This is a genomic window from Hydrocarboniphaga sp. (assembly GCF_028291725.1).
GTDB lineage: Bacteria > Pseudomonadota > Gammaproteobacteria > Nevskiales > Nevskiaceae > Hydrocarboniphaga.
The window spans coordinates 17,647-41,347 of record NZ_JAQGNT010000092.1; the positions used below are offsets into that span (position 1 = coordinate 17,647).

17 protein-coding genes are annotated in these 23,701 nt (G+C 64.8%); 3 read left to right on the top strand and 14 right to left on the bottom strand.

Going from position 1 to position 23,701, the window contains the following annotated elements:
* Positions 1–30: 30 nt before the first annotated feature.
* The 6 genes from JWQ90_RS23650 to JWQ90_RS23675 all read right to left on the bottom strand — a co-directional run bounded on the left by JWQ90_RS23650 (position 31) and on the right by JWQ90_RS23675 (position 8,986).
* A complete protein-coding gene (locus tag JWQ90_RS23650) occupies positions 31–1,785 on the bottom strand; it encodes a class I adenylate-forming enzyme family protein (RefSeq protein WP_299697467.1) in 1,755 nt (584 codons plus the stop codon).
* 18 nt (positions 1,786–1,803) lie between these two features.
* Complete coding sequence (locus JWQ90_RS23655; RefSeq protein ID WP_299697468.1) at positions 1,804–2,997, bottom strand: MaoC family dehydratase N-terminal domain-containing protein; 1,194 nt, start codon at positions 2,995–2,997, stop codon at positions 1,804–1,806.
* 199 nt (positions 2,998–3,196) lie between these two features.
* Positions 3,197–5,659, bottom strand: a complete 2,463-nt coding sequence (locus tag JWQ90_RS23660; protein ID WP_299697469.1) for a TonB-dependent receptor — start codon at positions 5,657–5,659, stop codon at positions 3,197–3,199.
* Between the two features lie 280 nt (positions 5,660–5,939).
* A complete protein-coding gene (locus tag JWQ90_RS23665; protein WP_299697470.1) occupies positions 5,940–6,260 on the bottom strand; it encodes a non-heme iron oxygenase ferredoxin subunit in 321 nt (106 codons plus the stop codon).
* A complete protein-coding gene (locus JWQ90_RS23670) occupies positions 6,257–7,684 on the bottom strand; it encodes an aromatic ring-hydroxylating dioxygenase subunit alpha (protein ID WP_299697471.1) in 1,428 nt (475 codons plus the stop codon). Before JWQ90_RS23670 ends, JWQ90_RS23665 begins: the two co-directional genes overlap by 4 nt.
* A gap of 21 nt (positions 7,685–7,705) precedes the next feature.
* A complete protein-coding gene (locus JWQ90_RS23675; protein WP_299697472.1) occupies positions 7,706–8,986 on the bottom strand; it encodes an amidohydrolase family protein in 1,281 nt (426 codons plus the stop codon).
* Between the two features lie 194 nt (positions 8,987–9,180).
* On the opposite strand from JWQ90_RS23675, the gene JWQ90_RS23680 reads away from it, so the two are divergent.
* Together JWQ90_RS23680 and JWQ90_RS23685 are read left to right on the top strand one after the other, a co-directional pair.
* Positions 9,181–9,657, top strand: coding sequence for a VOC family protein (locus tag JWQ90_RS23680; RefSeq protein WP_299697473.1), 477 nt, complete (start codon positions 9,181–9,183; stop codon positions 9,655–9,657).
* Positions 9,658–9,802: 145 nt separating this feature from the next.
* The gene (locus JWQ90_RS23685; RefSeq protein ID WP_299697474.1) at positions 9,803–13,282 is read left to right on the top strand and encodes an indolepyruvate ferredoxin oxidoreductase family protein; all 3,480 of its coding nucleotides are present in this window, start codon (positions 9,803–9,805) and stop codon (positions 13,280–13,282) included.
* Positions 13,283–13,366: 84 nt separating this feature from the next.
* On the opposite strand, the gene JWQ90_RS23690 is transcribed toward JWQ90_RS23685, so the two are convergent.
* The 3 genes from JWQ90_RS23690 to JWQ90_RS23700 are packed head-to-tail and all read right to left on the bottom strand — an operon-like array spanning position 13,367 to position 15,722.
* Positions 13,367–14,401, bottom strand: coding sequence for a zinc-binding dehydrogenase (locus JWQ90_RS23690; protein ID WP_299697475.1), 1,035 nt, complete (start codon positions 14,399–14,401; stop codon positions 13,367–13,369).
* Entirely contained in the window at positions 14,398–14,919 is a 522-nt protein-coding gene (locus JWQ90_RS23695) for a nuclear transport factor 2 family protein (protein ID WP_299697476.1), read from the bottom strand. Before JWQ90_RS23695 ends, JWQ90_RS23690 begins: the two co-directional genes overlap by 4 nt.
* The gene (locus JWQ90_RS23700) at positions 14,916–15,722 is read right to left on the bottom strand and encodes an SDR family NAD(P)-dependent oxidoreductase (protein ID WP_299697477.1); all 807 of its coding nucleotides are present in this window, start codon (positions 15,720–15,722) and stop codon (positions 14,916–14,918) included. The genes JWQ90_RS23695 and JWQ90_RS23700 overlap by 4 nt, the downstream gene beginning before the upstream one ends.
* 84 nt (positions 15,723–15,806) lie before the next feature.
* Between JWQ90_RS23700 and JWQ90_RS23705 the strand changes: the two genes are divergently transcribed.
* The gene (locus tag JWQ90_RS23705; protein WP_299697478.1) at positions 15,807–16,301 is read left to right on the top strand and encodes an HTH domain-containing protein; all 495 of its coding nucleotides are present in this window, start codon (positions 15,807–15,809) and stop codon (positions 16,299–16,301) included.
* Between the two features lie 317 nt (positions 16,302–16,618).
* Here the strand turns inward: JWQ90_RS23705 and JWQ90_RS23710 are convergent, their stop codons facing one another.
* The 5 genes from JWQ90_RS23710 to JWQ90_RS23730 form a co-directional block, all read right to left on the bottom strand.
* Complete coding sequence (locus JWQ90_RS23710; protein ID WP_299697479.1) at positions 16,619–18,361, bottom strand: FAD-dependent oxidoreductase; 1,743 nt, start codon at positions 18,359–18,361, stop codon at positions 16,619–16,621.
* A gap of 36 nt (positions 18,362–18,397) precedes the next feature.
* On the bottom strand, positions 18,398–18,727 hold the full coding sequence (locus JWQ90_RS23715; RefSeq protein WP_299697480.1) for a 2Fe-2S iron-sulfur cluster-binding protein: 330 nt from the start codon (positions 18,725–18,727) through the stop codon (positions 18,398–18,400).
* A 101-nt stretch (positions 18,728–18,828) separates the two neighbouring features.
* Entirely contained in the window at positions 18,829–21,267 is a 2,439-nt protein-coding gene (locus JWQ90_RS23720; protein WP_299697481.1) for a TonB-dependent receptor, read from the bottom strand.
* A 113-nt stretch (positions 21,268–21,380) separates the two neighbouring features.
* Positions 21,381–22,220 carry an SDR family NAD(P)-dependent oxidoreductase gene (locus JWQ90_RS23725; protein ID WP_299697482.1) on the bottom strand — a complete coding sequence of 280 codons (840 nt, stop codon included), beginning with the start codon at positions 22,218–22,220 and terminating at the stop codon, positions 21,381–21,383.
* Between the two features lie 152 nt (positions 22,221–22,372).
* Positions 22,373–23,677 (bottom strand): cytochrome P450, encoded by a 1,305-nt coding sequence (locus tag JWQ90_RS23730; protein WP_299697483.1) that lies wholly within the window; start codon positions 23,675–23,677, stop codon positions 22,373–22,375.
* Positions 23,678–23,701: the final 24 nt, after the last annotated feature.

Below are 23,701 nucleotides of genomic sequence, written 5' to 3' on the forward strand. Positions count from 1 at the left end.
CGTCGTGTTGAGCGGCGCGATGGCGCCGAATCAGGCAGGCGAGGCCGGTGATCCGCCGGCAGCCAGCCGCTTGACGGCGATCTCCCGCAACAGCTTGAACTTGATCTTGCCGCTGCCGGTGACCGCAAGCTCGTCCTCGCTGAAGAACAGGACTTCGCGCGGCAGCTTGAAACTCGCCAGGCGCTCCTTGAGAAAATCACAGAGTTCAGCGGCGTCGAGTGTCTTGCCATCCTGCGGCACGATGCAGGCGACGACCATCTCGCCCAGGGTGTCGTGCGGCACGCCGACGGTCTGCGTGAGCTTGACGCCGGGGAACGTGGCGATCACCGCGTCGATCTCGGATGGCGAGACATTGGCGCCGCCGGTCTTGATGATCTCGGTCAGGCGTCCTTCCCAGAACAGCCGCCCGGCGGCGTCGACATAGCCGCCATCGCCGGTCATGAAATAGCCTTCGCTGTCGAAGGTTTCCTCGATCGTCTTGCCGATGTAGCCGAGCATCAGCGTCGGCCCCTTGATGCCGATCTCGCCGCGCTCGCCGATCGGCACCAACTCGCCGGTATCCGGATCGACGATCTTCAGGACGTTGCCCGGCAGTGGCACGCCGTAGCTGCCGCGATACTCCGCTTCCGGTGTATTGGCGGGCACGGCAGTGTTGATCGTCAGGGTTTCGGTCGTGCCGAACGCGGGCCGCAGCTGCCAGTCGGTCTTGACGCTCGGATGCTTCAGCAGTGTCGTACCGTAGGTGATGTAGTGCAGGCTGCTGAGATCGACACGGGTCCATTGGTCCGAGGCCTCAAGCCGCGCCCATTGATGCGGCCGGCCGTTCGGAAAGCTCACCCTTTCTTTTTCCATGATGACGAGCGCCTCGTCAGCCTGGAATGCCGGCTGCAGGATCACCGCGCCGCCGGTGCTCAGTGCATTACCGACGACCATCGACAGGTTGCCCGACCAGAAAAAGCCGTTGCCGGTCCAGCAGCGCACCGGGTAGCGCTCGGCGTCGATGTCCATCAGGCGCGGCCAGCGCCACCACTGGATCGCCAGTGCCCGCTGCGCGTGCAGGATGCCCTTGGGCGTGCTGGTCGTGCCGGAAGAAAAGAACAGCACGCCGGGATCGCCGGGCGAACTGGTTGCCGCGCGGGCCTCCACCTGCGCGGCATCGATCGCCACGCCGCCGGCGAGAAAGTCGGCCCAGCGCTCGACGATCGCGGCGTCCGCAGCAGCCGGGGCGGCGACGGCGGTGACCGCGTCGAGCGCGACGAGGCGGCGCAGGAACGGAAACTTCATCGAGCTGAAACGGCCCGGCGTGGCCGTCGCGATCCGCGGCTCCAGTTCGGTGAGCATCGCGCCGAAGTCCTTCTTCAACACCTGCCGCTCGTAGAGCAGCAGCGACACATTGGAGGTTTTGAGTAGATATTCCAGCTCGTAAGGCGTGGAGAAGGTGCTCAGCGCTACCGCCGTGCCGCCGGCCATCGCGATACCGAAAACGGCGGACAGGTATTCCGGCCGGTTGGTCATCAGGATGCCGATACGGCTGTCCTTGTCGACGCCGGCTGCGATCAGCGCCTGGGCCACTTCAACCGAGCGCTCCCACAGCTCGGCGTAGGTCCAGGAGATGCGGCCCTGCGGCGCATGCAGCACCAGGGCCTCGCGCTCGGCATAGCGGCGCGTGACTTCGCGCGCGTAGCCCGCGATCGTCAGCGAACCCAGGCCCGGCTCCTGCGACAAGGGCAAGCCGTGGATCAGCGACCAGGGGCCGGACCTCAGCGTGGGCATGGCGGCATTCATCGTGGCCTCGACGTTGCGTCAATAGGGCAACTGCACTTCCGCCTTGCCGGTGACAATGGTCTCGCCGTTCTGCGTCTTCATCTTCACCTGCACCACCACCACCGGGCAGCCGTAGGGCGAGCGCTCGATCTTGTCGACCACTTCGCCGTCGATGTAGGTGATATCGCCCTCGAACGCGGGGCTGCGGAATTGCGTGGCGGAGTGCCAGATGAAGCCGTTGTGGCCGGCCCAATAGGCGATGGTGTCGACTTGCCAGGCATTCATCGAAGCACCGTAGCCATACATGCCACCCATGCCGATGTTGGACGCCTTCTCCAAATTCACATGGCCGCTCGAAGGGCCGTAATACAGGCCGTCGCCCTGACGCGGATCGATGCGCCGCGCGTCGTGGTCGTAGGTCATGTCCTGGGCGAAGCCGGCGTCTTCCTTGGCCGGATCGTAGGCGCCTTCCGGCACGTTCCAGCGCCAGGTGCCCCAGACGTTCTGACGGTAGGCGCGGTACTCGGTGACGAAGGTCGCGATCGAGTGCGGGCCGATCACGCGGCGCGGCAGCTTGTCGCCGACGTTCACCGTTTTCCAGGCCGGCGACTTGCCTTCGCGGTTCGACAGCAGCCAGTCGAAGCGCAGCTTGTGGATTTCGGCCAGCTCCTGCTTGTCCCAACGCTTGGGAGTGGCCTTCTCCTTGCCGTAGACCGCGCGCTTGTTGGCCTCGTCGATCAGATATCGGATCGCGGTGGCACGCTCGCGCGCCACCAGCACGCCGTCCTGGTTGCGGTGCTCGGTATCGCCGCGTGTGAACACGGTCGGTCCGGCAAAGCTGGTGTCCTTGACGTCGTAGCCGTCGAAGCGGCGCTTCTGGAACAGCTTGTCGCCCGGACGCATCGGCGCGCCGAAGAACCACCATTCTTCGCCGCCGAAGATCAGATGCGAGCCGGGAATCTTGCCGACGCAGGCCGGATGGCAGCCGTGACCGTAATCCATCGCCACCGCGAAGGACTGCGGCGCGACGATGCCGCCGAACTGCGATTGCTGCGCGAACTCCTGATCCCAGTGGATCGGATTCGGGTAGTCCATCGCCATGACCCAGCGGCGGATATCGGTCGCGTTACACGGGTCCCACAGCTCGGCGAAAATCACCGGCTTGCCGACCCACTTGTCGACGTCGCTCATGTCGAGCTTCACTTCGCCGGTCTGCTCCAGGTTCGCGGACATCCAGACTCCTCCAAGCTAAAAAGCAATATCAGCAATCGTATGCTTTCCGCGAAGACGCGATCCCGTCATCTAGTGCCAGCCGATCAACATTTGGCGCATGGTACGGGTTTGTTCCCGTAGGTCGGCAATCCTTTGCCGACGTGCTCAAGTGATCAGGGTATACACGTCGGCAAAGGATTGCCGACCTACCGGGTGGTGATCAAAACAGCCCGACCGGCCGCAGCGTCAGGCGAACCCAGAGCTCGCGGCCCGGCTCCGCATTGCAGGCCAGCTCATCGACACCGGCCGGGCCGCTGGACGTGCCACCGGTGATCTCGCCGCCGAAGGCGATGCCGCTGGCCAGCGGCGCATTGACGCAGTTGCCGGTGGTGATCGCGTTGTTCAGATTGTTGCCGATCAGCGCCAGCTCCCAGCGGTCGTCGTGGCCGCTCAGCGACAGGCTCAGGTTGGTCTTGAAGTAGCTGTCCTGAACCATGTCGCTGCGGTCGGTCAGATTGGTCAGATACTTCGACGAATACAGCGTGCTCGACGCGATTCCCGCCGTCATGTCGTGACCAACCTGGGCCTGGTAGTCGAAGCCGAACGTCGCCGACACGGCCGGCGCGCGCACCAGCCGGTGGCCCGACAGATCCTGAGCGGTGAACAGCGGCTCGCCGGTATTCGGATCGGTCTGCGTCGCATCGGGAATACGGTTGCATCCCTCGGCCGCGGTCTGCCCGCCCCAGCACAGCGCGTCGTCGAACTGGTCGTAGCGCGCGTGGTTCCAGTTCAGGCCGCCGCGTGCCGTCAGGCCGCGCAGTATTTCGGGCCGGTAGGCCAGATCGAGATCGACACCGTAGATCGTCGACGAGGCCGCGTTGAGCGTGCGATCGATGACCAGGCCATCGGGCGTGACCTCGTTGGCGCCGACCTGCATGTCGCGATAGCGATAGCGGTAGCCGGCGACGTTGAAACTGAGCCGGCGATCGAGGAAGCGCGACTTGATGCCGGCTTCGAAGCCTTCGACTTTCTCGTCGCCGAACGCGGCCTCGCCGTTCTCGGCCGCTATCGTCACGGTGTCGAACGAGCCGGATTTGTAGGCCTGCTTGTAGGAGCCGAACACGGTCAGATTATCGGTGGGCGTGTAAGTGACGGTGACTTCCGGCGAGATGTTGTCGGATTTGATCTTGGGATCGGCGAGCGTGGTTTCCACCGGCGTTCCGCTGATCGTGTTGATCTGCGTATGCGTCCGCTCCTCCTGGGTCCAGCGCGCGCCGGCGGCGAGTTCCAGCTGCCGGGTCGCGCTCCAGCGCGCCTGGCCGAAGCCCGAGTAAGAAGTGATATCGATGTCGTGATAACCCTGCTGCAGTAGCGACGGCAGGCCGAGCGCGGTGTTGCCGCGCAGGTTGTTGGTGTTCTTCATGAAGCCGTCCTGGTAGAACGCGCCCAGTGTGAAGTTCACCGGGCTGACGAAGTCCGAAGCCAGGCGCAGTTCCTGGGTGAAATCGTGACGGCTGAAATCGGTGTCGGTCACCAGCGTCGGGCCGGCCGATGCGGCGAGGCTGCCGTTGATTTCGACGCCCTGCCTGGTCGAGTAGTAGCCGGAGACCGAACTCAGCTGCAGGTGCGAGGGCAGCTCGTAGTTCAACTCGACGGTGCCGAAACCCTGGTTGATATTGCTGAACGGCACGCCGCCGTTTCTCAGGCCCGGGAATGCGCTCAGATCCATGTCGACCAGGCGGAGCCTGCGGTCGAAATGGCAGTCTTCGCCGGCCAGGAACGGGATGTTCCCCAGTGCCGGTATCGGATCGGTTCCGTCCGGGCAGGATTTGTATTGCAGGCCACCGCCGTCGCCGTCGATGCGGGTGTGCGCGAAGTTGGCCTTGAGCCGCGCATTGAACTCGGCGCTCGGCTTCCACACCGCGGTGCCTCGCGTCTGCCACTCCTTGTCGGGCGCGAAATCGCGGTACTTCGGGTCCACGCCGCCGTAACCGGGCGGCGTGCTCGCCTCGTTGCGGAAGAAGCCGTCGGACGACGACACCGCGGTGGCCAGCCGTAGCCCCAGCGTGTCGTTCACCGGGCCCGACACGATCAGCTCGCCTTTTCTCTCGGCGGATTCGAACTCATAGCCGCCGCGCGTGACCAGCTCGAATTCGCTGCCCGGATCGGCGGTGTGGATCGCGATCACGCCGCCAGGGCTGCTCTTGCCGTAGAACAGAGCCTGCGGTCCCTTGAGCACTTCGACCTGGGCCATGTCGAACATGCCGGCCTTGTAGGCCAGGCCTTGAGTCATCTGCATGCCGTCGATGTTCAGCGACACCGACTGGTCGATCGTGGAGTTGAGCGTGCTGGTGCCGACGCCGCGCAGCGAAATCTGTGCGCCGAACGATGCAGTGGCGGCGCCGATCAGCAGACCCGGTATCTGGTCCGAGATCGCGTTCAGATCCGCGGTTGCGAACTGGTCGAGTTGCTGTTCGGTCAGCGCCGATTCGACCACCGGCACCTTGAGTATCGATTCCTGGCGCTTGCGCGCGGAGACGATGACTTCCTCAATTTCGTTCGGAGCCGATGCCGGCGATGCCGGGTCTGCCTGCGGCGCTTCCGGCGTTGGCTCCTGTGCCGCTGCGAAAGTCGATGTGACGACGACGGCCACGGTGAATCCCAGCGTCATTCCTTTGAACATGCGTCTCCTCATATGGTTCTGTTATCGGCATGCGTCTCTTCTGACGAGAGTTCGATGCAGGCAGAACCATACGCCGGCCACAGGCCCGAAATGCGGAATCGGGCAGCGCTGGCCGACCGGGGCAAATCTGGTTTCGGTTCACGGCAACTTGCGGGTTGAAACGAGCCGTGTAGGTTGGGGTGAGCGCAGCGAACCCCAACATCGGCGCGGCGCTGGCCCTGATCTGGCGGTGATCGTTGGGGTTCGCTGCGCTCACCCCAACCTACCCCCAAGTTACCCGCTAAACGAGGACTTCGATCCAGTCTTCGACGACGCGTACTTCGTAGGTCGCGATCGGTTTGGTCGCGGGCAGACACAGCGCATTGCCGGTTGCAAGATCGAAGCGCGCACCGTGGGTCGGGCAGGCGATCCAGCCATTGCCGAGGCGTCCGCGCTCCAGCGGTTTGTCGTTGTGCGAGCAGACGTTGGAGATCGCATGCAGCTGGCCGTTGACGTTGCACAGCAGGATCGCCTTGCCTTCGATGCTCAGCGGCTTCTTGGCATTGGGCGGCAGCTCGGAAGCCGGCAGCACGCGCGTGAATGCCAGCTTGTGTGGATTCAAGCTTTCGGCTTCACGTACTTTTCGATGGCGAGCTCGAAGTGCCGCACGCGGATTTCCTGGTAGTTGCCCAATGTGATCCCGGGCTTGGCGCTGGCCTCCAGGCCTTCCTGCTGGAGCACGAGATTGTCCGTGTCCTGGTCGAGAATCGCGCCGAAGCCGGCGTCCATGCCCGCAGCTTCGCAGAACGACTGGTCGTCGCGCAGGCGGATCGGTTCGGCCGGCATCGGGCGGCTGCCATCGACCGGCACCGGGCGCATGAACAGCACCTCGTAAAGGCACTTCCGATGATCGCTAGGGTCCGGACGGAAGCGGTAGACCATTGGCAGCGAGATGCCCGGGAACAGGAAAGTGTTCGGGAACACCGTGTACGAATAGCAGTCGAGCAGTTCGGAATCCGACACGCCGCTGAGGTCGGTATTGGTCGCCTTCTCGAACATGCCGCGGAACATGTCGGCCATCACCTGGCGTGCGCTGCCGTTTTTACCCAGTGAGCGTTCGCCACCGCCGAGGGCACCGCTGTCGCCCAGCGTGAATTGCTTGAGGATGTCCTCTTCGGTGTGCTTGCCGTAGAGGTGCGGGCTGAGCACGCCCAGCGGCGAGATGAAGCGGTTCACATGCTCGCCGTAGACGTCGTACTGCGAGTTGGCGTCGCCGTTGCTGACCGCGACCTGAGGATGCGTTTCGATGACGTGGTAGGCCTCCATGAAGGCCTCGATCGCGAGCTTCCAGTTGCACGGCAGCCGCTTGGCGACGTGCAGGTAGATGTAGCGGTTCTCGAGCTTCCAGGCGTCGAAATGTGCCTTGATTTCAGGGCCGAGATACTCGGCGAGCGTCGGCGCGCTCAAGTCCATGTTGATGAACACGAAGCCGCCGAGGCGCTCGACCCTGGCCTGCGGCAGCGAGAAGTCCTTGGGGTCGACGTGCGGGAAGTCCCAGTGGCATACGGTCTCCTGGTGCGAGCCGTCGAGCTTCCAGCTCCAGCCGTGGAAGCTGCACTTGAACTCATCGGTGTTGCCCTCGGTGCCGGAGGCACGCAGCTTGGTGCCGCGATGCAGGCAGGCGTTGTAGTAGGCGCGAATTTCGGTCGGCGCAACGCGCGTGACGATGAAGGAGAAACGTCCGATGTCGTAGACGTGGTAGTCGCCGACCTCCGGGATGTGCTCTTCACGGCAGGCGAACTGCCAGGTCTTCTTCCACAGCGTATCCATCTCCAGCCGCGCGAACGCCGGATCGATGTAGCGATCCTTCGAGATGTCCTGGTCGCCGAGAAACTGGTAGGACTCCGAACGTACCCAGCCGGGCGCGCGGACCTTGTCGGAAGCGACGATGTCCTGGGTGCTCGGTGCGCCGGGGCAGCGCTGCTCGCCCTTGGCTGGTTCCGAGGACGCGTTCTTGATGCCGGGAATGAGGGTTCGCGTGTTCAAAAGGCTTGCTCCAGATGGATTTCAGGCAGCAGCACGGTGCTGCACGACGCCGGTTTCGTTCTTGTAGACGGCGCCGTCCTTCATGATCAGTTTCAGGCGGCTGGCGTCGCACAGCAGCGACAGATTCGCCAGCGGATCGCCGTCCACCAGCAGCAGGTCGGCGAGGTCGCCTTCCTTGACCTCGCCCATGCGCTCGCCGTTGGCGCTGGTCATCAGCGCGCCGCCGTTGGCGGTGCCGCAGCGCAGCGCGCCGGCCGGCGTGTAGCCGTAGTAGTCGACGAAGAACTGCAGGTCGCGGGCATTGCTGCCCTGGCGGCTCCAGGCGAAGCCGTAGTCGCCCCCGATGACGTGGCGGATGCCGCGCTTGCGCAGCGCGGTGTGCGTTGCGACCGAGGCTTCGAGCAGGCCCGGGATGCCCATGTAGCCGCCGATTTCAGCGCTCAGGCCGTAGCCTGCCGCCTCGTTCTTGACGATGGTGTGGAACAGGCTGACCGTCGGCACGACGAACACGCGGTCCTTGGCTTCCTCGAACATGTCCAGGGTTTTTTCGTCGGAATATTCGCAGTGGAACAGCACGTCGACGCCTGCTTTCAGGCAGGCCTGGGTGCCGCCGATCGAGCGCGTATGCGCATTGACCTTGCGTCCGTAGGCATGCGCGGTGTCCACCGCCATCAGGATTTCCTCGTAGGACATCGGCGTGGTGTTGGCCGGCGTGTTCGGATAGAACGGGTCGCCGGAGACATCGAGCTTGATGTTGTCGCAGCCCTCGCGGCAGCACAGGCGCACGGCCTTGCGCATCTCTTCGGGTCCGTCGACGATGATTGAGGGGCCCTTGCGCGGGTTGTGCAGCTTGCTCTCGTCGCCCATGCCGCCGGTGACGGTGATCTCCAGCGAGCCGGCGCGGATGCGCGGGCCGGGCAGGCGGCCGGCATCGACTTCGTTGCGCACCGCCACACCGAGCCGCAGCTTGGCCTCCGAGGCGCCCCAGGCGCTGGTGAAACCATGATCCAGAAGGACCTTGGCTACGCGTGCAGTCAACAGCGTGTGTTCTTCGGGCGGCGGCGTGATCAGGTCCTCGGTCGAGGTCACGGCCTCGAACGACAGGTGTGCGTGGCCCTCGGTGAGGCCGGGCATCAGGGTCATGCCCTTGGCCTCGATCACCTGGCAGCCGCTGCGCGAGAGCTGCCCTGGGGAGCGCGATACCGCGCTGATGCGGTTGCCGATGATCAGCACGTCGCCATCGAAGGCGGCCGCGCCGCTGGCGTCCCAGATTCTGGCGCCGCTGATGATGATCTTGTTCATGCGTTCTGCCTCCCAGCCCTCCAAATGGGGCTGTTGCCGGTCGATGGATTATGCGACCGGCATTCCCTGGCCAGATGACCTCGCGCGCACGCCAACTTGCCTGCCGGGGCCAGCCGCTCTTTGCGCCGCCAGCCGCTCGCTAGACTCGCCGTCTGTCAGGCAATGCTTCGTGCATGCCGAGGAGGAAGATCCAGATGATCAAAGGCATCCATCACCTAGCCGTCCACGTTCGCGATATGGACCGGATGTTGAAGTTCTACAAGGAGGCCTTCGGTTTCGAGCTCGTCGGCGAGCCCTTCAGTTGGGAGAACGATGCGTTCATCGACAAGATCGTCGATGTGCCCCGGTCGGCCGCGCGCGGCGGCATGCTGCGCGCCGGCAGCTGCTACATGGAAATCTTCCAGTACCGCGAGCCCAAGCCGGTCGCGCCCGGCCCCTTGCAGCCTTTCGATCGTGGGTACACGCACTTCTGCGTCGACGCGACCGACATCGAGTTTGAGGTCGAGCGCCTGCGCGGACTCGGCATGACGTTCAGCCAGCCGGGCCCGATCGACGTCGGCCACGTCAAGTCGATTTACGGCCGTGATCCCGAAGGCAATCTGATCGAGATCCAGCAGACCGCGGAGCACTGCGATTTTCGTATGGACAGGCTGCCGCCGGTGGCGAGATAGCTCCCCGAGTAACGTCATTCCCGCGAAGACGGGAATCCAGCCTTCAAGGGCGGCGCTGCTCGTCACTGGATTCCCGCCTTCGCGGGAATGACATGGTTTTTATCTGCTTTGCCAGCTGTTTTACCCGAGAAGCATCCAGCCCCCGATGACGAAGTCCGTAACCACCCTCGACGACAAGTACCTGCAGACCGGCGGCCGCGTCTTTCTCTCTTCGAACCAGGCGCTGGTGCGCCTGCCGCTCGACCAGTCGCGTCGCGACCGCGCCGCCGGCCTGAAGACCGCCGGCTACATCTCCGGGTATCGCGGCTCGCCGCTCGGTGTCTACGACTCCGCGCTGTGGGGCGCGCAGAAGCTGATCGACGCCAACGATATCCGCTTCGTGCCGGGGCTCAACGAGGAACTGGCGGTCAGCGCGATCCGCGGTACGCAGCAGCTCAAGTGGTTCGGCAAGTCTCAGTTCGACGGTGTGTTCGGGCTCTGGTACGGCAAGGGCATCGGTGTCGACCGTGCCTGCGAATCGCTGAAGCTCGGAAATCTCGAAGGCGCGTCGGCCACCGGCGGCTTTCTTGCCATTGCCGGCGATGACCACGGCGGCAAGTCCTCGGACAGTGCGCACCAGTCCGAGCACACCCTGATTGCCGCGATGTTGCCGGTGCTGTATCCGGCGACCATCGCCGAGATCATCGAGTTCGGACTCGCTGGTTGGGCGATGTCGCGCTACAGCGGCTGCTACGTCGCGCTCAAGTGCATCACCGATACGCTGGATCTGACCGCGTCGATCGAGCTGCCCGATCCGCATCGTTCCTACATCACGCCTAGCGACATCCTGCTGCCGCCGGCGGGCCGGAACCTGCGCCAGAACCAGCCGCCGCTGGTCGAGGAAGACTGCCTGGTCAACCAGCGTCTGCCGGCCGCCACCGCCTTCGCTCGCGCCAACGGACTGGACCGCGTGGTCTTCGGCGGCGAGCGTCGCACGCTGGCCATCGTCAGCGCCGGCAAGGCCTATCTCGACGTGCGCCAGGCGCTCGCCGATCTCGGCCTGGACGAGCAGAACTGCTCGCGGCTCGGCATCCGGGTGTATAAGCCGGCCCTGATCTGGCCGATGGACAGGCAGCGTCTGGTCGAATTCGCGCAAGGCAGTACCGCGGTGCTGGTGGTCGAGGAAAAGCGGCCGGTGATGGAAGAGCAGGTGGCTCGCCATCTGTACGCCTTGGAAGCGCGGCGCCGCCCGGCGATCGCCGGCAAGCATGATCTCAACGGCGCCCTGCTGCTGCCGGCGGCCGGCGAACTGCGTGTGGCTCAGGTGCGCACCGCGATCCGCACGCTGCTCGAGCAGATCGGCATCGGCGACGAGCGCGTCGAGACCCAATACGCTGCGCTGCAAAAGCTGGAAACCCGCGCGGTGTCGCTGGGCAGCAGCACCGTCCGCCCGGCTTACTTCTGCTCGGGCTGCCCGCACAACACCAGCACCAAGATTCCGGACGGCGCGCAGGCTCTCGGCGGCATCGGCTGCCACGGCCTCGCGGCGGTGGTGATGGACCGCAACACCATGCAGTTCGTGCCGATGGGTCATGAAGGCTCGCCCTGGGTGTCGGTCAGCCAGTTCGTCGACATGCCACACGTGTTCCAGAACATGGGCGACGGCACTTATTCGCATTCCGGCATTCTGGCGATCCGCGCCGCGGTCGCGGCCAAGGCGACGCTGACCTACAAGCTGCTGTACAACGACGCGGTCGCGATGACCGGCGGCCAGCCGGTCGAACAGCAGATCTCGCCGATCGACATGGTCAAGCAGCTGCTGTCCGAAGGCGTGCGGCCGGTGCGGCTGGTCTCGGACCATCCCGAGCAATACGCCGATATCAAGCTGCCGCCCGATGTCAGCGTGCATCACCGCGACGAGCTCGACCCGATCCAGCGCGAACTGCAGACGGTGAAGGGCGTATCCGCCATCGTCTACGAGCAGACCTGCGCCGCCGAGAAGCGCCGCCGCCGCAAGCGCGGCCTGATGGCCGACCCGGACCAGCGCGTCTTCATCAACTCATCCGTCTGCGAAGGCTGCGGCGACTGCTCGGTTCAGTCCAACTGCATCAGCGTGCTGCCGCTGGAAACCGAGTTCGGCCGCAAGCGCAAGATCGATCAGTCCACCTGCAACAAGGACTACAGCTGCGTAAAGGGTTTCTGCCCGTCGTTCGTAACCGTCACCGGCGCGAAGATCGCGCTGCGTTCCAGTGGCGATCCCGAGCGACTCAAGCAGCTGATCGCGGGCCTGCCCGAGCCTGCCGTCGCGGTGCTCGACGAACGGGGTTGCAACATCCTGGTCGCCGGCATCGGCGGCACCGGCGTGCTGACCATCGGCGCGCTGCTCGGCATGGCCGCGCATCTCGACGGCCGTGGCTGCACGATTCTCGATCTGACCGGCATGGCGCAAAAGGGCGGTTCGGTCACCAGCCATATCCGCATCGGGCCCGATCCGCGCGGCATCTACACTTCACGCCTGGGCGAGGGGATGACCGATGTGCTGGTGGCCTGTGACATGATCGTCGGCTCCGGTGCGCCGGTGCTGAAGTCGGTGAAGCCGGGCCACACCGCGGCGATCCTCAACACCGACGTCGCGCCGACCGGCGACTTTCAGGCCAACAAGAACCTCGACCTCGGCGAAGACCGCATGCGCGCCGCGATCGTCGATGCGCTGGACGGCGGGCCGCTGTTCGAGCTGGCCGGCAGCCGGCTCGCCACCGAGCTGACCGGCGACAGCATCGGCACCAACATCCTGATGCTCGGCTACGCGGCGCAGCGCGGCCTGCTGCCGGTGTCGATCGCCTCACTGCAGCAGGCGATCCGGCTCAACGGCAGCTTCATCGAAGGCAACCTGCGCACTTTCGCGCTCGGCCGCCTGGCCGCGCACGACCCCGAGGCGCTGGCGCGCGAACTGGGCGTCGACAAGAAGCTCGTGCCCTTGGCCACCGTCGACGACGTGCTCGCGAGCCGCATGCGTCTGCTCACCGATTACCAGGACGCCGCCTATGCGCAGCGTTACCGCAGCTTCATCGACGATGTGCGCCAGCGCGTGACCGCGCTGCGGCTGCGCGACGGCGAGCGCTTTGTCCGCGAAGTCGCGCTGAGCCTGGCGCGGCTGATGGCCTACAAGGACGAGTACGAAGTCGCTCGCCTGTATGCCGACCCGAAATTCATCGAGCGGCTGCGCGAGCAGTTCTCCGGCGACTTCGAGCTCAGCTTCAACCTGGCGCCGCCGATGCTGCCGGGCCGCGATTCCTCGGGCCGTCCGAAGAAGCGCCGCTTCGGTGCGTGGATGATGCCGGCGTTCAAGGTACTGGCGCGGCTCAAGGGCCTGCGCGGTACGCCCTTCGATCCCTTCGGCTACTTCCCGGAGCGGCGGCTGGAGCGGCGCCTGATCGGGGATTACCGCGCGCTGATCGGCGGCATCGTCGAACGGCTGCACCCGGGCAATCTTTCCGTCGGCATCGATATCGCGCATGCCGCGGGAGAGATCGGTGGCTACGGACCGGTGAAGGACGCCGCCGTAGCCGCCTACGAACGGCGCCTGAAGACGCTGCTGAACGCATTCGATGCCGCATCCGCCGCGCCGCAGGCACGCGCCGCGTAGGTCGGCAATCCCTTGCCGACGTGTACCTTCGATGCGCAACCGAGGCCTCACGTCGGCAAGGGATTGCCGACCTACGATGTGGTCCTACATGCGCCGCGGATCGACCACGGTGCGCACCGGTGCGGCGGCGCTGCTCATCGCGTCCAGTGCCGCAGCGACGCCCGACAGGCCGATGCGGCCGCCCAGCCAGCTTTTGATGTCGACTTTGCCGTCGACGATCGAGCGCAGCGCCAGGTCGAGATCCTGCTGCTCCTCGCCGGCGGCGAAGAAGATCTTGAGCCGCCGCATCTGGCCGGACGGCACGTAGAGCGGCTCGGGCTCCAGGCAGAAGCCGCCGATGACGATGCGCGCGCCGAAGCCGACCGAGTTCATGATCTGGTTGAGCAGGCCCGGTTTGCCGACGCACTCATAGATCAGCGTCGCGCGCCGGTTACCCAGCCCGTGTATCGGGCCATAGGGCGACAGCTCGCGTGGATCGATCACCACGTCGGCGCCCATACGGATCGCGATGTTGCGGCGATTCTCATCGAAGTCCGCCGCGATGATTGGGCCCATGTCCATCAGCTTGAGCCCGGCGATCACGCCCAGGCCGATCGCGCCGCAGCCGATCACCAGCGGCACGTCGTCGCGAGTCGGCTCGCCCGAGCGCGCATGTTCCAGGCCGACCGCCAGGGGCTCGGTCATCGCCGCGAGGTCGTCGTCGAGATCGGAGGGAACCTCCATCAGCGTGTTTTCGTCGAGCAGCATGTATTCGCCGAAGCCGCCAGGGCAGTCGTGGCTCTGGCCGATCACCGAATGCCCGCCGGCATGGCGCATCACCGGTTGCGATGTGACCTTGGCGCCGACTTTCAGGGGCCGCCGGCTGCCGGGGCCGTAGTCGAGGATCTCGCCGACGTACTCGTGGCCGGGAACGATGATCTGGCTCAGGTCGAGATTGGAGTAGGGGCCGCCATACTGCCGCGAGATTTCCACCACCTTGGCGCCCAGGTGCACGAAGTGTGCGTCGGACGCGCACAGGCCGCAGCTGTGGGTGCGTACCAGCGCCTGGCCCTTGGCCGGGATCGGGTCCGGCACTTCGCCCACGTGGATCTGGCTGTTCTGCAGATAGGCCGCTTTCATCGGCTGTCCTGCGGTGTCGCTTTCAGCGCGGTGTAGGACGGATCGGATCGGTCGCGGCGGCCGGTATCGTGTTCGACCATCGCGGTCACATCGCGCATTTCGTCGAAGTCGCGGATTGCGATGCGCTTGTCCAGGCCCCAGCGACCATTGCGTCGCGACCATTGGTCCACGTAGCGGCTCAGCACGGTGATCTGCTTGAGCTGCTCGCCGCGGCGCATGCGCAGCCAGGCGGTCACATAGGATTCGCTGCCCGCGCGATCGCCATCCAGCTCGATGACGATGTTCGACATCTGGTGCGAGTGCACCAGCGTATGCCGGTGCTGGGCGCAGATGTGGTCGATCACGCCGCGTCCGTCGCCCTGATAGACGTCCGCACCGTAGTCGGCGATCGCGTCCTCGTGCCAGATCGAGCGGCCGAGCGCGACGTCGAGCCGATCGACCGCTCGACAGTAGCGGTAGATCAGGTCGGTGATCTGCTGGCGGTCGGCGAGCGAGCGCAGCGTTTCTGCATCGCTCATGGCCGGCTTCCGAATATCTGGCTGCTGATCCGGTCGACCATCAGGATGCGCTCGCGACGCGCAGCGGCCGAGTTCGGCGCGAAGCCGGCGACATCGTCGGCTACGCCCCAGTTGTGAACCGGGCCGTGCGGCAGCCGCTCCAGGCCCATTGCGGCGACCTCCGCGGCGGACGCGACCTGGTCCGGAACCGGCTGCCCCTTGTCGGCGAGCATCTTGCGGAAGGCCGGTGTGTCGGTGCGCCCCAGCACCAGCGTCAGCACATCGACGCCCTGCGTATGCAACTCGGCCCACAGGCCTTCGGCGAAGCACAGCGTGAACGCCTTGCTTGCCGCATACGTCGCCATGAAGCTCGCGCCGCCGTAGCAGGCCCCCGAGTTGACCAGCAGAATGCCGCCCTTGCCGCGCGTGCGCATCGGCTCTGCGAAATGGTGGCAGCAGCGCAGCGTGACCATGGTGTTGCGCTGTGCCAGGTCGATCCAGTCCTGGATGCCGCGATCGAGGAAGTGGTCGCCATGCGGATCGGCGCCGGCATTGCTGACGAACAGCCCGACTTCCCGCGACCCCACGGCGGCGACGATGCGCTCGAAGGCATCGGGCGCCGCCAGATCGACGCTCGCGACGACGCAGTCCACGCCGCTTTCCGCCTTGATCTCGGCCGCCAATGCGGCCAGCGGCGCCTCGCGGCGCGCGATCAGAATACAGGGCAGGCCCAGTGCCGCGATCTGGCGAGCGAACGCCCGCCCGGTTCCTTCGGAGGCGCCGGCGACCACGGCCCAGGGTCCATAGCGATCGGCAAAATTCATCGGCTTTCTCCTCATTGCTTGTGATCGGGCCGGTGCTCCACGCTGCTGCGGCCCGGAATCGAATCTCCGTGATATTATTATCTAATGAATATTAAGAAAATAGTTAATATTCCGGCCAGCCAGCTCTCCGAAGACGAGCTGCGTTTCGTCGACGACATGGCCGGACTGCTGGCGCCCTGGGGCATGGCGGTGATGTCGGGCCGCGTCTACGGCTATCTGCTGCTGCACCAGGGCCCGGTCAGCGTTAACCAGATCGCGGCTGATCTGCAGGTGAGCAAGGTCGCCGCCTGGAATGCGGCGCGGTCGCTGGAAGAGTTCGGGCACGTGCGCCGCTACGGCGAGCCCGGCAGTAAGCGGGCGCTTTACGGACCTACCGACAATTTTGACGTGCCGATGGTGAAGCAGTGCGTGTTGCTCGGAGCGCTGGGAGCCTTGCTGCGCAACAGCGCATCGACCGTCGCAAAGGGAGAGACCGCTACACGGCTACGTGCGATGTCGCAGTTCTACGTTTCGATACAGCAGGCGATGGAGGCCAGCATCCGCGACTTGAACGCGAAGAAGTCGCTCAGGAAGCGGTGAGGGGCAGACGCGCTCGTAGGTCGGCAATCCTTTGCCGACGTGCTCAAGCAATCAGGGCGCACACGTCGGCAAAGGATTGCCGACCTACTCAACCCGGAGTCCCCTCTCCCGCTTGCGGGAGAGACCGCCGCAGCTTGGCGCTGCCGGCTTGAGCCCCGGAACCGCCCCGCCCCTTCCCCCGTATGCGGGGGAAGGTTGGGATGGGGGCGAGACGATAGCGCCGCGCCTGCTCGCCCCCACCCCAGCCCTCCCCCGCATGCGGGGGAGGGAGAGGTTCCTGGGTAGGGGATAGAAAGGTTTAAGCGAGTTCATTCTTCTCAAGCCGCCGCATCGACATGGCTGGCACCCGCGCCGGCCTGCTGCTGCTCGACCTTGCATGCCGCGATATGGTTGGCGGCGACGTAGCCGAAGGTCAGCGCCGGCCCTATCGTGCCGCCGGCACCGGGATAGCAGTTGCCGAACGGACTGCCGGCGTTATTGCCCGCGGCGTAGAGATTCGGGATCGGCCGTCCACTGCCGTCGAGCACGCGTGCACTCGCATCGGCCTTGAGTCCGCCCTTGGTGCCGAGGTCGCCGAGGTTGATCGGCACCGCGTAATAGGGCGCCTTGTCGATCGGCCCCAGGCAGGGATTGGGCTTGACGTTCCAGTCGCCGAACATCTGGTCATAGGCGTTGCTGCCGCGGCCGAACTCCGGGTCGACGCCGGTCCCGGCGTATCGGTTCATGTTGGCAACGGTCTGCTTCAAGGTGTCGACCGGCACCAGGATCTTGGCCGCGAGCGCCTCGAGCGTGTCCGCCCTGAACAGGTAGCGATCCCACCAGTCCGGCGGAATTTTCCTATCCGGCATCAGGATCGTCGGCATGATGCCGCCGGCCGAAAACTTGTCGCGGAACCTCGCGTCGAACACCAGCCAGCACGGCGTATTGGCGCCGGTCTTGAGTTGATCGGCCACCATCGCCTTGCCGAAATCGTCATAGCCGCAGGCTTCGTCGACGAAGCGCAGGCCCTTGCGATTCACCGCCACGCTGTGCGGCCGGCCGACGTCGAAGGCCGCCTGATGGATCTCCTCGAAGTTCGAAGCCTTGGGCATCGGCATTTGCATGGTGGGGATCCACCAGCCCGACTCGGTGTGCTCGGTGGCGGCGCCGATCTGCATGCCGGCGATCAGCGCTTCGCCGCGATTGGCGTCTTCCGGCGAACTGCTGTGCCGCGTAAGGCCTGGAACCGGGAAGAAGCGGTCGCGCAGCTCCTGGTTCCATTCGAATCCGCCGGCGCACAGCACCACGCCGCAACTCGCCTTGATCTCGTAGCGGCGGCCGTAGTGGCTCAGCCGGACGCCGGTCACTTGGCGGTCGGAGACGATCAGCTCATCGAGTTTCGTGTCCAGCCGGACCTCGATCTTGCGATCGAAAACCTGTTTGTAGAGCCAGCCCATCATCGCCGCGCCCATCGTGAAGCGGCGGTCGCGCATGGTGAGCTTGCGCGTGCTGAAATCGGTCCAGTAGCGGAAGAACATTTTCAGGAAGGTGATGACCCAGCCCTTGGCCCGCGTCGAGATCGAGAAGAACTGCATCACGTCCATCGAGTAGCGGCCGAACACCTTGAAGCGGTTGTATTGCTCGCGCATCAGCGGGAAGTGCTCGCCCAGCTCGCGCCCGTCGAAGGTGTCGCAGATCAGCGAGCGGTCGGCGCGTGCACTGGCAGCCTGCGGGTAGTAGTCCGGCCAGGCCGCGACGCCGACCGGGATGCCGAGCGATTTCATGAAACGCGCCATCTCCGGCGCGTTGTCGAGATAGGCGTCGAGGCGGTCGCGCTGAATCGGGCCCGGCATGATGCTGTCGAGATATTCGAGCGTCTTTTCGCGGCTGTCGTCGTTGAGCGTGAGCTGGTGATCGGGAACCCACAGCACGCCGCCCGACGTGGCCGAAGTGCCGCCGTACTTGTGCGCTTTCTCGACGATGAGCACCGACAGGCCGCGCTCTTTTGCGCGTAGCGCCGCCATGGCTCCGGCCGCGCCGGAGCCGACCACGATCACGTCGTATGTTTCATTGCTGCTCATCTGTTTTTCTCCGGCATCGGCTTGCTGGCGCTGCCTTCATTCGGCGGGTGCCACGGTCACTTTCAGGCCATCCAGCTCAGGCGTCAGCACGATCTGGCAGCACAGGCGGCTATTGCTCTGTTGCAGGTGGGACACCATGTCCAGGGTTGCGATCTCGACATCGTCGGGCGGGCCTACGCGCTGCTGCCATTCGGCGTCGACGTAAACGTGGCAGGTCGCGCAGGAGCAGCCACCGCCGCAGTCGCCGAGGATTCCGTCGACGCCTTCGGCTCTGCCGACTTCCATCAGCGACACGCCGATCGCCGCGTTGTCGATTGTCCTCGCCACCCCATCGTTTTGAATCAGGACCACTCTGATACCGCGCATAAATCGAATCTCCGTGATGCCGTGGAATCTGCCCTCAAACTGCCATCGCTCGTTACGCTTTGAGAGCAGATTCTTGGCCGCACCGTTTGCCAGATAAAAAATCAGAATGCGTAATTCAGTTCCGCACCGAACATGCGCGGCGTGCCGACCGCGGTTGAGTTCACGCCCAGCGATGCGGTCAGTGCGAAACCGCCGGCGTAGTATTCCTTGTCGGTCAGATTCTTCACGTAGGCCGCCAGCGAGAACTTGGAGCCGAGCATCTGCTGCCAGCTGTAACGCAGGTTGACGATTCCATAGCCGGGGAGCTGCGTGTCGGGGGTGATGGTCGAGTTGTTGTTCGAGAAATACAGGCTGGTCTGGCCATACAGATCGGCGCGCACATCCATCGCACCCCAGTGGTCGGGTGTGGGCAGCAGCAGGCTGGCATAGAGCGAGCCCGATGCGCGCGGTGAATCGGCGTAGGGGCCGAACCGATAGGTGGTGCCGAAGACCTCAGCGGTGTTCTTTCCGTCGATGAAGCGCGCATAGGTCCAGGCGCCCGACAGGCCGGTTTCCAGCCGGGGCAGGGGTTTGATCGTGAGATCCATTTCCAGCCCGGAGACTCGCGCCTGCGGAACGTTGACGGTATAAGCGATCGAACTTGCCGGCCCCGGCGGGTCCGGAAACTCCGCGCGCTGCACGTCGTCGATCCACTGGTTGAAGACGGCGACGTTCGCGCGCACCGGGCGATCCAGAATACGGCCCGCAAACTTGGCGCCGATTTCCACGTCGTAGGTGGTTTCGGCGTCGAAGCGATTGGTGAGCCCGGCGACGCCGGCCACGGTCGGCGGTGCGGTGCCGTTGAAGCCGCCGCTGCGCCAGCTGCCGCGGCTGGTCAGGTAAAACATCAGGTCTTCGGTGGTCTGGTAGGAAAGGCCCACGGTCCAGCTCGGATTGCTGTCGCTGGTGCTCTGATGCGTCGGCTGGGAGGGGTCGAGCAGGTTGGAGCTCAGGGCCAGCTGCTTGATGCTGACCGACTCCCAGGTGTAGCGGGCTCCCAGCGTGAAACTGAGTTTGGGCGTGAGGGCGTAGCTGCCCTGGGCGAAGACCGCCGGCGTCTCGTCCTCGATCTGGAAATGACTGTCGACGCTGGTGCCCTGCAGAACCGGCGAGTAATCGAAGTAGACCTGCGGGAACAAGGTCTTCGATACCTCCTTCTGGTAGTAGGCACCGACGATGTAAGTCAGCGCGTCGTCCATCGCCAGGCCTTGCAGCTGCAGCTCGTCGGAATAGCTGCGGTTCTGCACATGGTTGCCGTAGTCGTTGCGGGCCAGATTCGCCGAGTAGAACACCCCGTAAGGCGCGCCGACCGAACTGCCGAGATCGCGCGTGTCGGAATTGGAATAGCCGAAGATGTTCTTCAGCTTGATCTTGTCGGTCAGCTCGAAGCTGCTTGCATTCGACACCAAGTAGTCGGTCTCGTAGTGGAATACGGGAGCGACTTCGTTGGCATCCCAGAAGCCGATATGCGGCGAATCCTGGTCCAGATAGGCGCCGATGCCATTCGGATTGAGGTTCGGATGGACGGCGGTATACGCAGCCCACAAGCCCGGATACTGGAAGACGGTGTCCACCAGAGGGCTGTAGAGCAGATCGGACGAGCAGTTCGCCACGTTCGGATTGACGCACTGGAAGGTGTTGGGATCGATCCGGTTGACGGTGCGCAAGCGGGTTGCAGTGCTGTTGCCCTTGACGCGATCGGCCTCGAAAACCAGGGAATTTTCGAATTTTTCGATCGGGCGCCACAGTGCACTCAGGCGCCCGCTCTGGCGGTCGATCTCGCCCAGATCGCGGCCGTCATAGAGGTTGTGCTGGAAGCCGTCCTGATAGATCAGATCGCCGGCGAGGCGGATCAGCAGGGTCTTGTCCAACAGCGGCACGTTGACCGCGGCCTGACCTTCGCTCAAGTCGTAGCTGCCGCCACGATATTTGACGTAACCGCCGGACTCCTCGTCGGGCTTGGCCGAGGTGTACAGCACCGCACCGCCGGTGGTGTTGCGTCCGAACAAGGTGCCCTGCGGGCCTTTGAGCACCTGGATCGACTCCAGGTCGAAGAAGGTGGATGCGCCGCCGCTGTTGAGTTGCACTTCGTTGAAATACGGGATGACTGCGGTCCTGGAGCCGGTAAAGGCATCGACTGTCTGGCCGCGGATCGAGAAGGTCAGCGAGTTGGAGCCCTGGGTCTGACGCACGGTCAGGCCGGGCACGGAGGTCTGCAGGTCCGACTGCGAGACGATGCCTTGCGCCTCGAGCGCCGAAGCACTCAGCGCGATGATCGACGTGGGCACTTTCTCCAGGCTCTCCTCGCGACGCCTCGCGGTCACGGTGACTTCCTCGATGTCATCGTCCTGCACGGCGGCAGCGGTCGGTGGCGCTGAAGTGTCGGCGACGGCAGCGGCCTCCTGAGCCCGGGCCGACAGAGGCCCCGCCAACAGCGCGGCAGTGAGTGCCCAGTACGGCAGTACAGCAGCGTGGTGATCGTGCTTCTTACGGAATTTCATTTTTATTTTTTCTCCCCTGTGCATTCCCGAGCGCAGTTCCCTGGACTCCGGATTCCCGCTTTAACCGGAATGACGCCGGTAATTGACAGCGCCCCGCTACTGGCGGTGGCTCGTCATGGCTTGATGGCGCGGGCGCGCGCTGCCTGGATTTCCGTCAGGTGATTCACCGGATCGCCCGCGGTGATGCCGCCGTCCACCGGCATGACGATGCCGGTGACCTGCGCCGCCCGGTCGCTGGCCAGGAACAGGACGACCTGTGCGACATCGATCGGATACCCGGTGCGCTTGAGCGGTTGATTGACGTCGAACGCAGCACCCACCGCCTGCTTCACGCGCTCCGCGACTTCCGGGCTGGCGTCGGCAGGTGCGAACGAGGTCAGCGGCGTGCGGATATGGCCCGGCGCCAGGCAGTTCACGCGAATCCCGTATTCGGCGAAGTCGATCGCGCTGGACTTGCTGAACATGATCACCGCGGCCTTGCTGGCACGGTAGGTCATCAGCGCCTGGCCTGGCAGCACGCCGGCGATGGACGCGTTGTTGATGATCACGCCGCCGCCGTGCTTCGACATATGGCGCGCGGCGGCCTGGCTGCCGGCCATTACGCCGAACAGGTTGATGCCGATGACGCGCTGGAAATCCTTCAGGTCGTCGTCGAGAAAGCGCGGATACTGGGCGCCGGAGATGCCGGCGTTGTTGAACATGATGTGCAGCCCGCCGAAATGCGACACCGCGTAGGCGACCAGCGCCTTGACCTCGTCGGCATCGGATACGTCGGTGCGCTTGAACGCGGCCGACGCTCCGAATTGCGCCGCGAGTTCTTCGCCCTGCCGGGCATCGACATCGGCGAGGACCACCTTGGCGCCCTCGGCGACGAACAGCTCCACCGTCGCGCGGCCGATACCACCGGCCGCGCCGGTGACGATTGCCACTTTACCGGCTAGTTCCTGACCCACGGGCAACTCCATAAGCTTGGATTTGATGTGCTCCTTCCCCCGCTTGCGGGGGAAGGCCGGGATGGGGGCGTGCGAGACTGAAAGTGACGCGCCGCGCTTTCATTCCCCCACCCCCAACCCTCCCCCGCGAGCGAGGGAGGGGGTTCGGTGTTCTAGCGGCGAGTGAACGTCAGCGGCAGCCGCTCGATCGAGCGCACCGCCACCGTCGGCTGATAGCGGATCTGCTCGACCGGAACCGCCAGCTTGATGTCGGCCAGGCGCCTGACGACTTCGCGCGCCGCCACCTTGATTTCCATGCGCGACAGCGACGCGCCGACACAGCGGTGCACGCCGACGCCGAAGGCGACGTGCTTGCCGATGTTGCTGCGATTCAGATCGAAGTTGCGCGGACAGGTGAACTGGGTTTCGTCGTCGTTGCCCGAGGCATACAGCACCAGCAGGTGCGCGTCCTTCGGCAACAGCCGGCCGCCGAGCTCGATTTCCCTGGTGGTCATCTTGGCCAGGCCGCGAACCGGCGGCTCGATGCGCAGCAGTTCTTCGACGAAGCGATTCATCAGGCGCTCGTCGTCGACCGATGCCTGCAGGGCCGTGGCCACTTCCGGCCGGGTGGCCAGCACGAACAGCAGATTGCCGATGGCGGTCGCGGTGGTGTCGTTGCCGGCGATGATCAGAGCGCGGATCAGCGACACGGCTTCGGCGAATGTCAGCTTGCTGCCGTCGTCGAGGGTGGCGTGCACCAGATCCGAGATCATGTCCTCGCGCGGCTCGGTCTCGCGTGCCTTCATCTCGGCGATGATGAAGTTCTGCAGATCGCAGATCTGCGCGGCGTTGTCGAGCATCTGCTCGCGGTTCTGCATGCGCCCGATTTGCGCGGTGACGGCCGACGACCAGCGCTGGATCTTGCCCGAGTTGAACTGGCTGATGCCGAGCTGCTCGCAGATCACCGAGATGGTCAGCGGAATCGCGAAGTCATTGACGCCGTCGACCACCTGGCCATTGGCCGCCTTGTCCGCAAGCTGCTCGATCAGGCGGGTGATGATCGCGGTGATGCCCGGCTCCAGGGTCGCCACGCGATGCGCCGTGAACGCCTTGTCGAGCAGGCGGCGCACGCGCGTGTGCGCGGGCGGATCGTCCTTGATCGCGTCCGGAAAGAAGCCGCCGCCGTCGCGCTCGAGTATCGCCTTGAACTCCTGGAAGAAGCCGCTGGCGTACTGCGCCGCGTAGCCGTGCTTGTCGGAGTAGGTCAGCGGATCGCGCAGAACGGTCACGATGTCGTCGTAGCGCGACACCAGCCACATGCCCAGCTTTTCGTCGTAGTGCACCGGGTCCTCAACGCGCATCGCCTGGTAGTAGGCATTGGGCTGCGCGCCGATCTTGGGATTGCTCAGCGTCATGTCCGCGAGCGGCGTCTGGCCGTGACCTGTCACCGGACAGTGCCCGGCCTGCTTGGAGTCCATGAGTCGATCTCTTTGGTTTCGCGG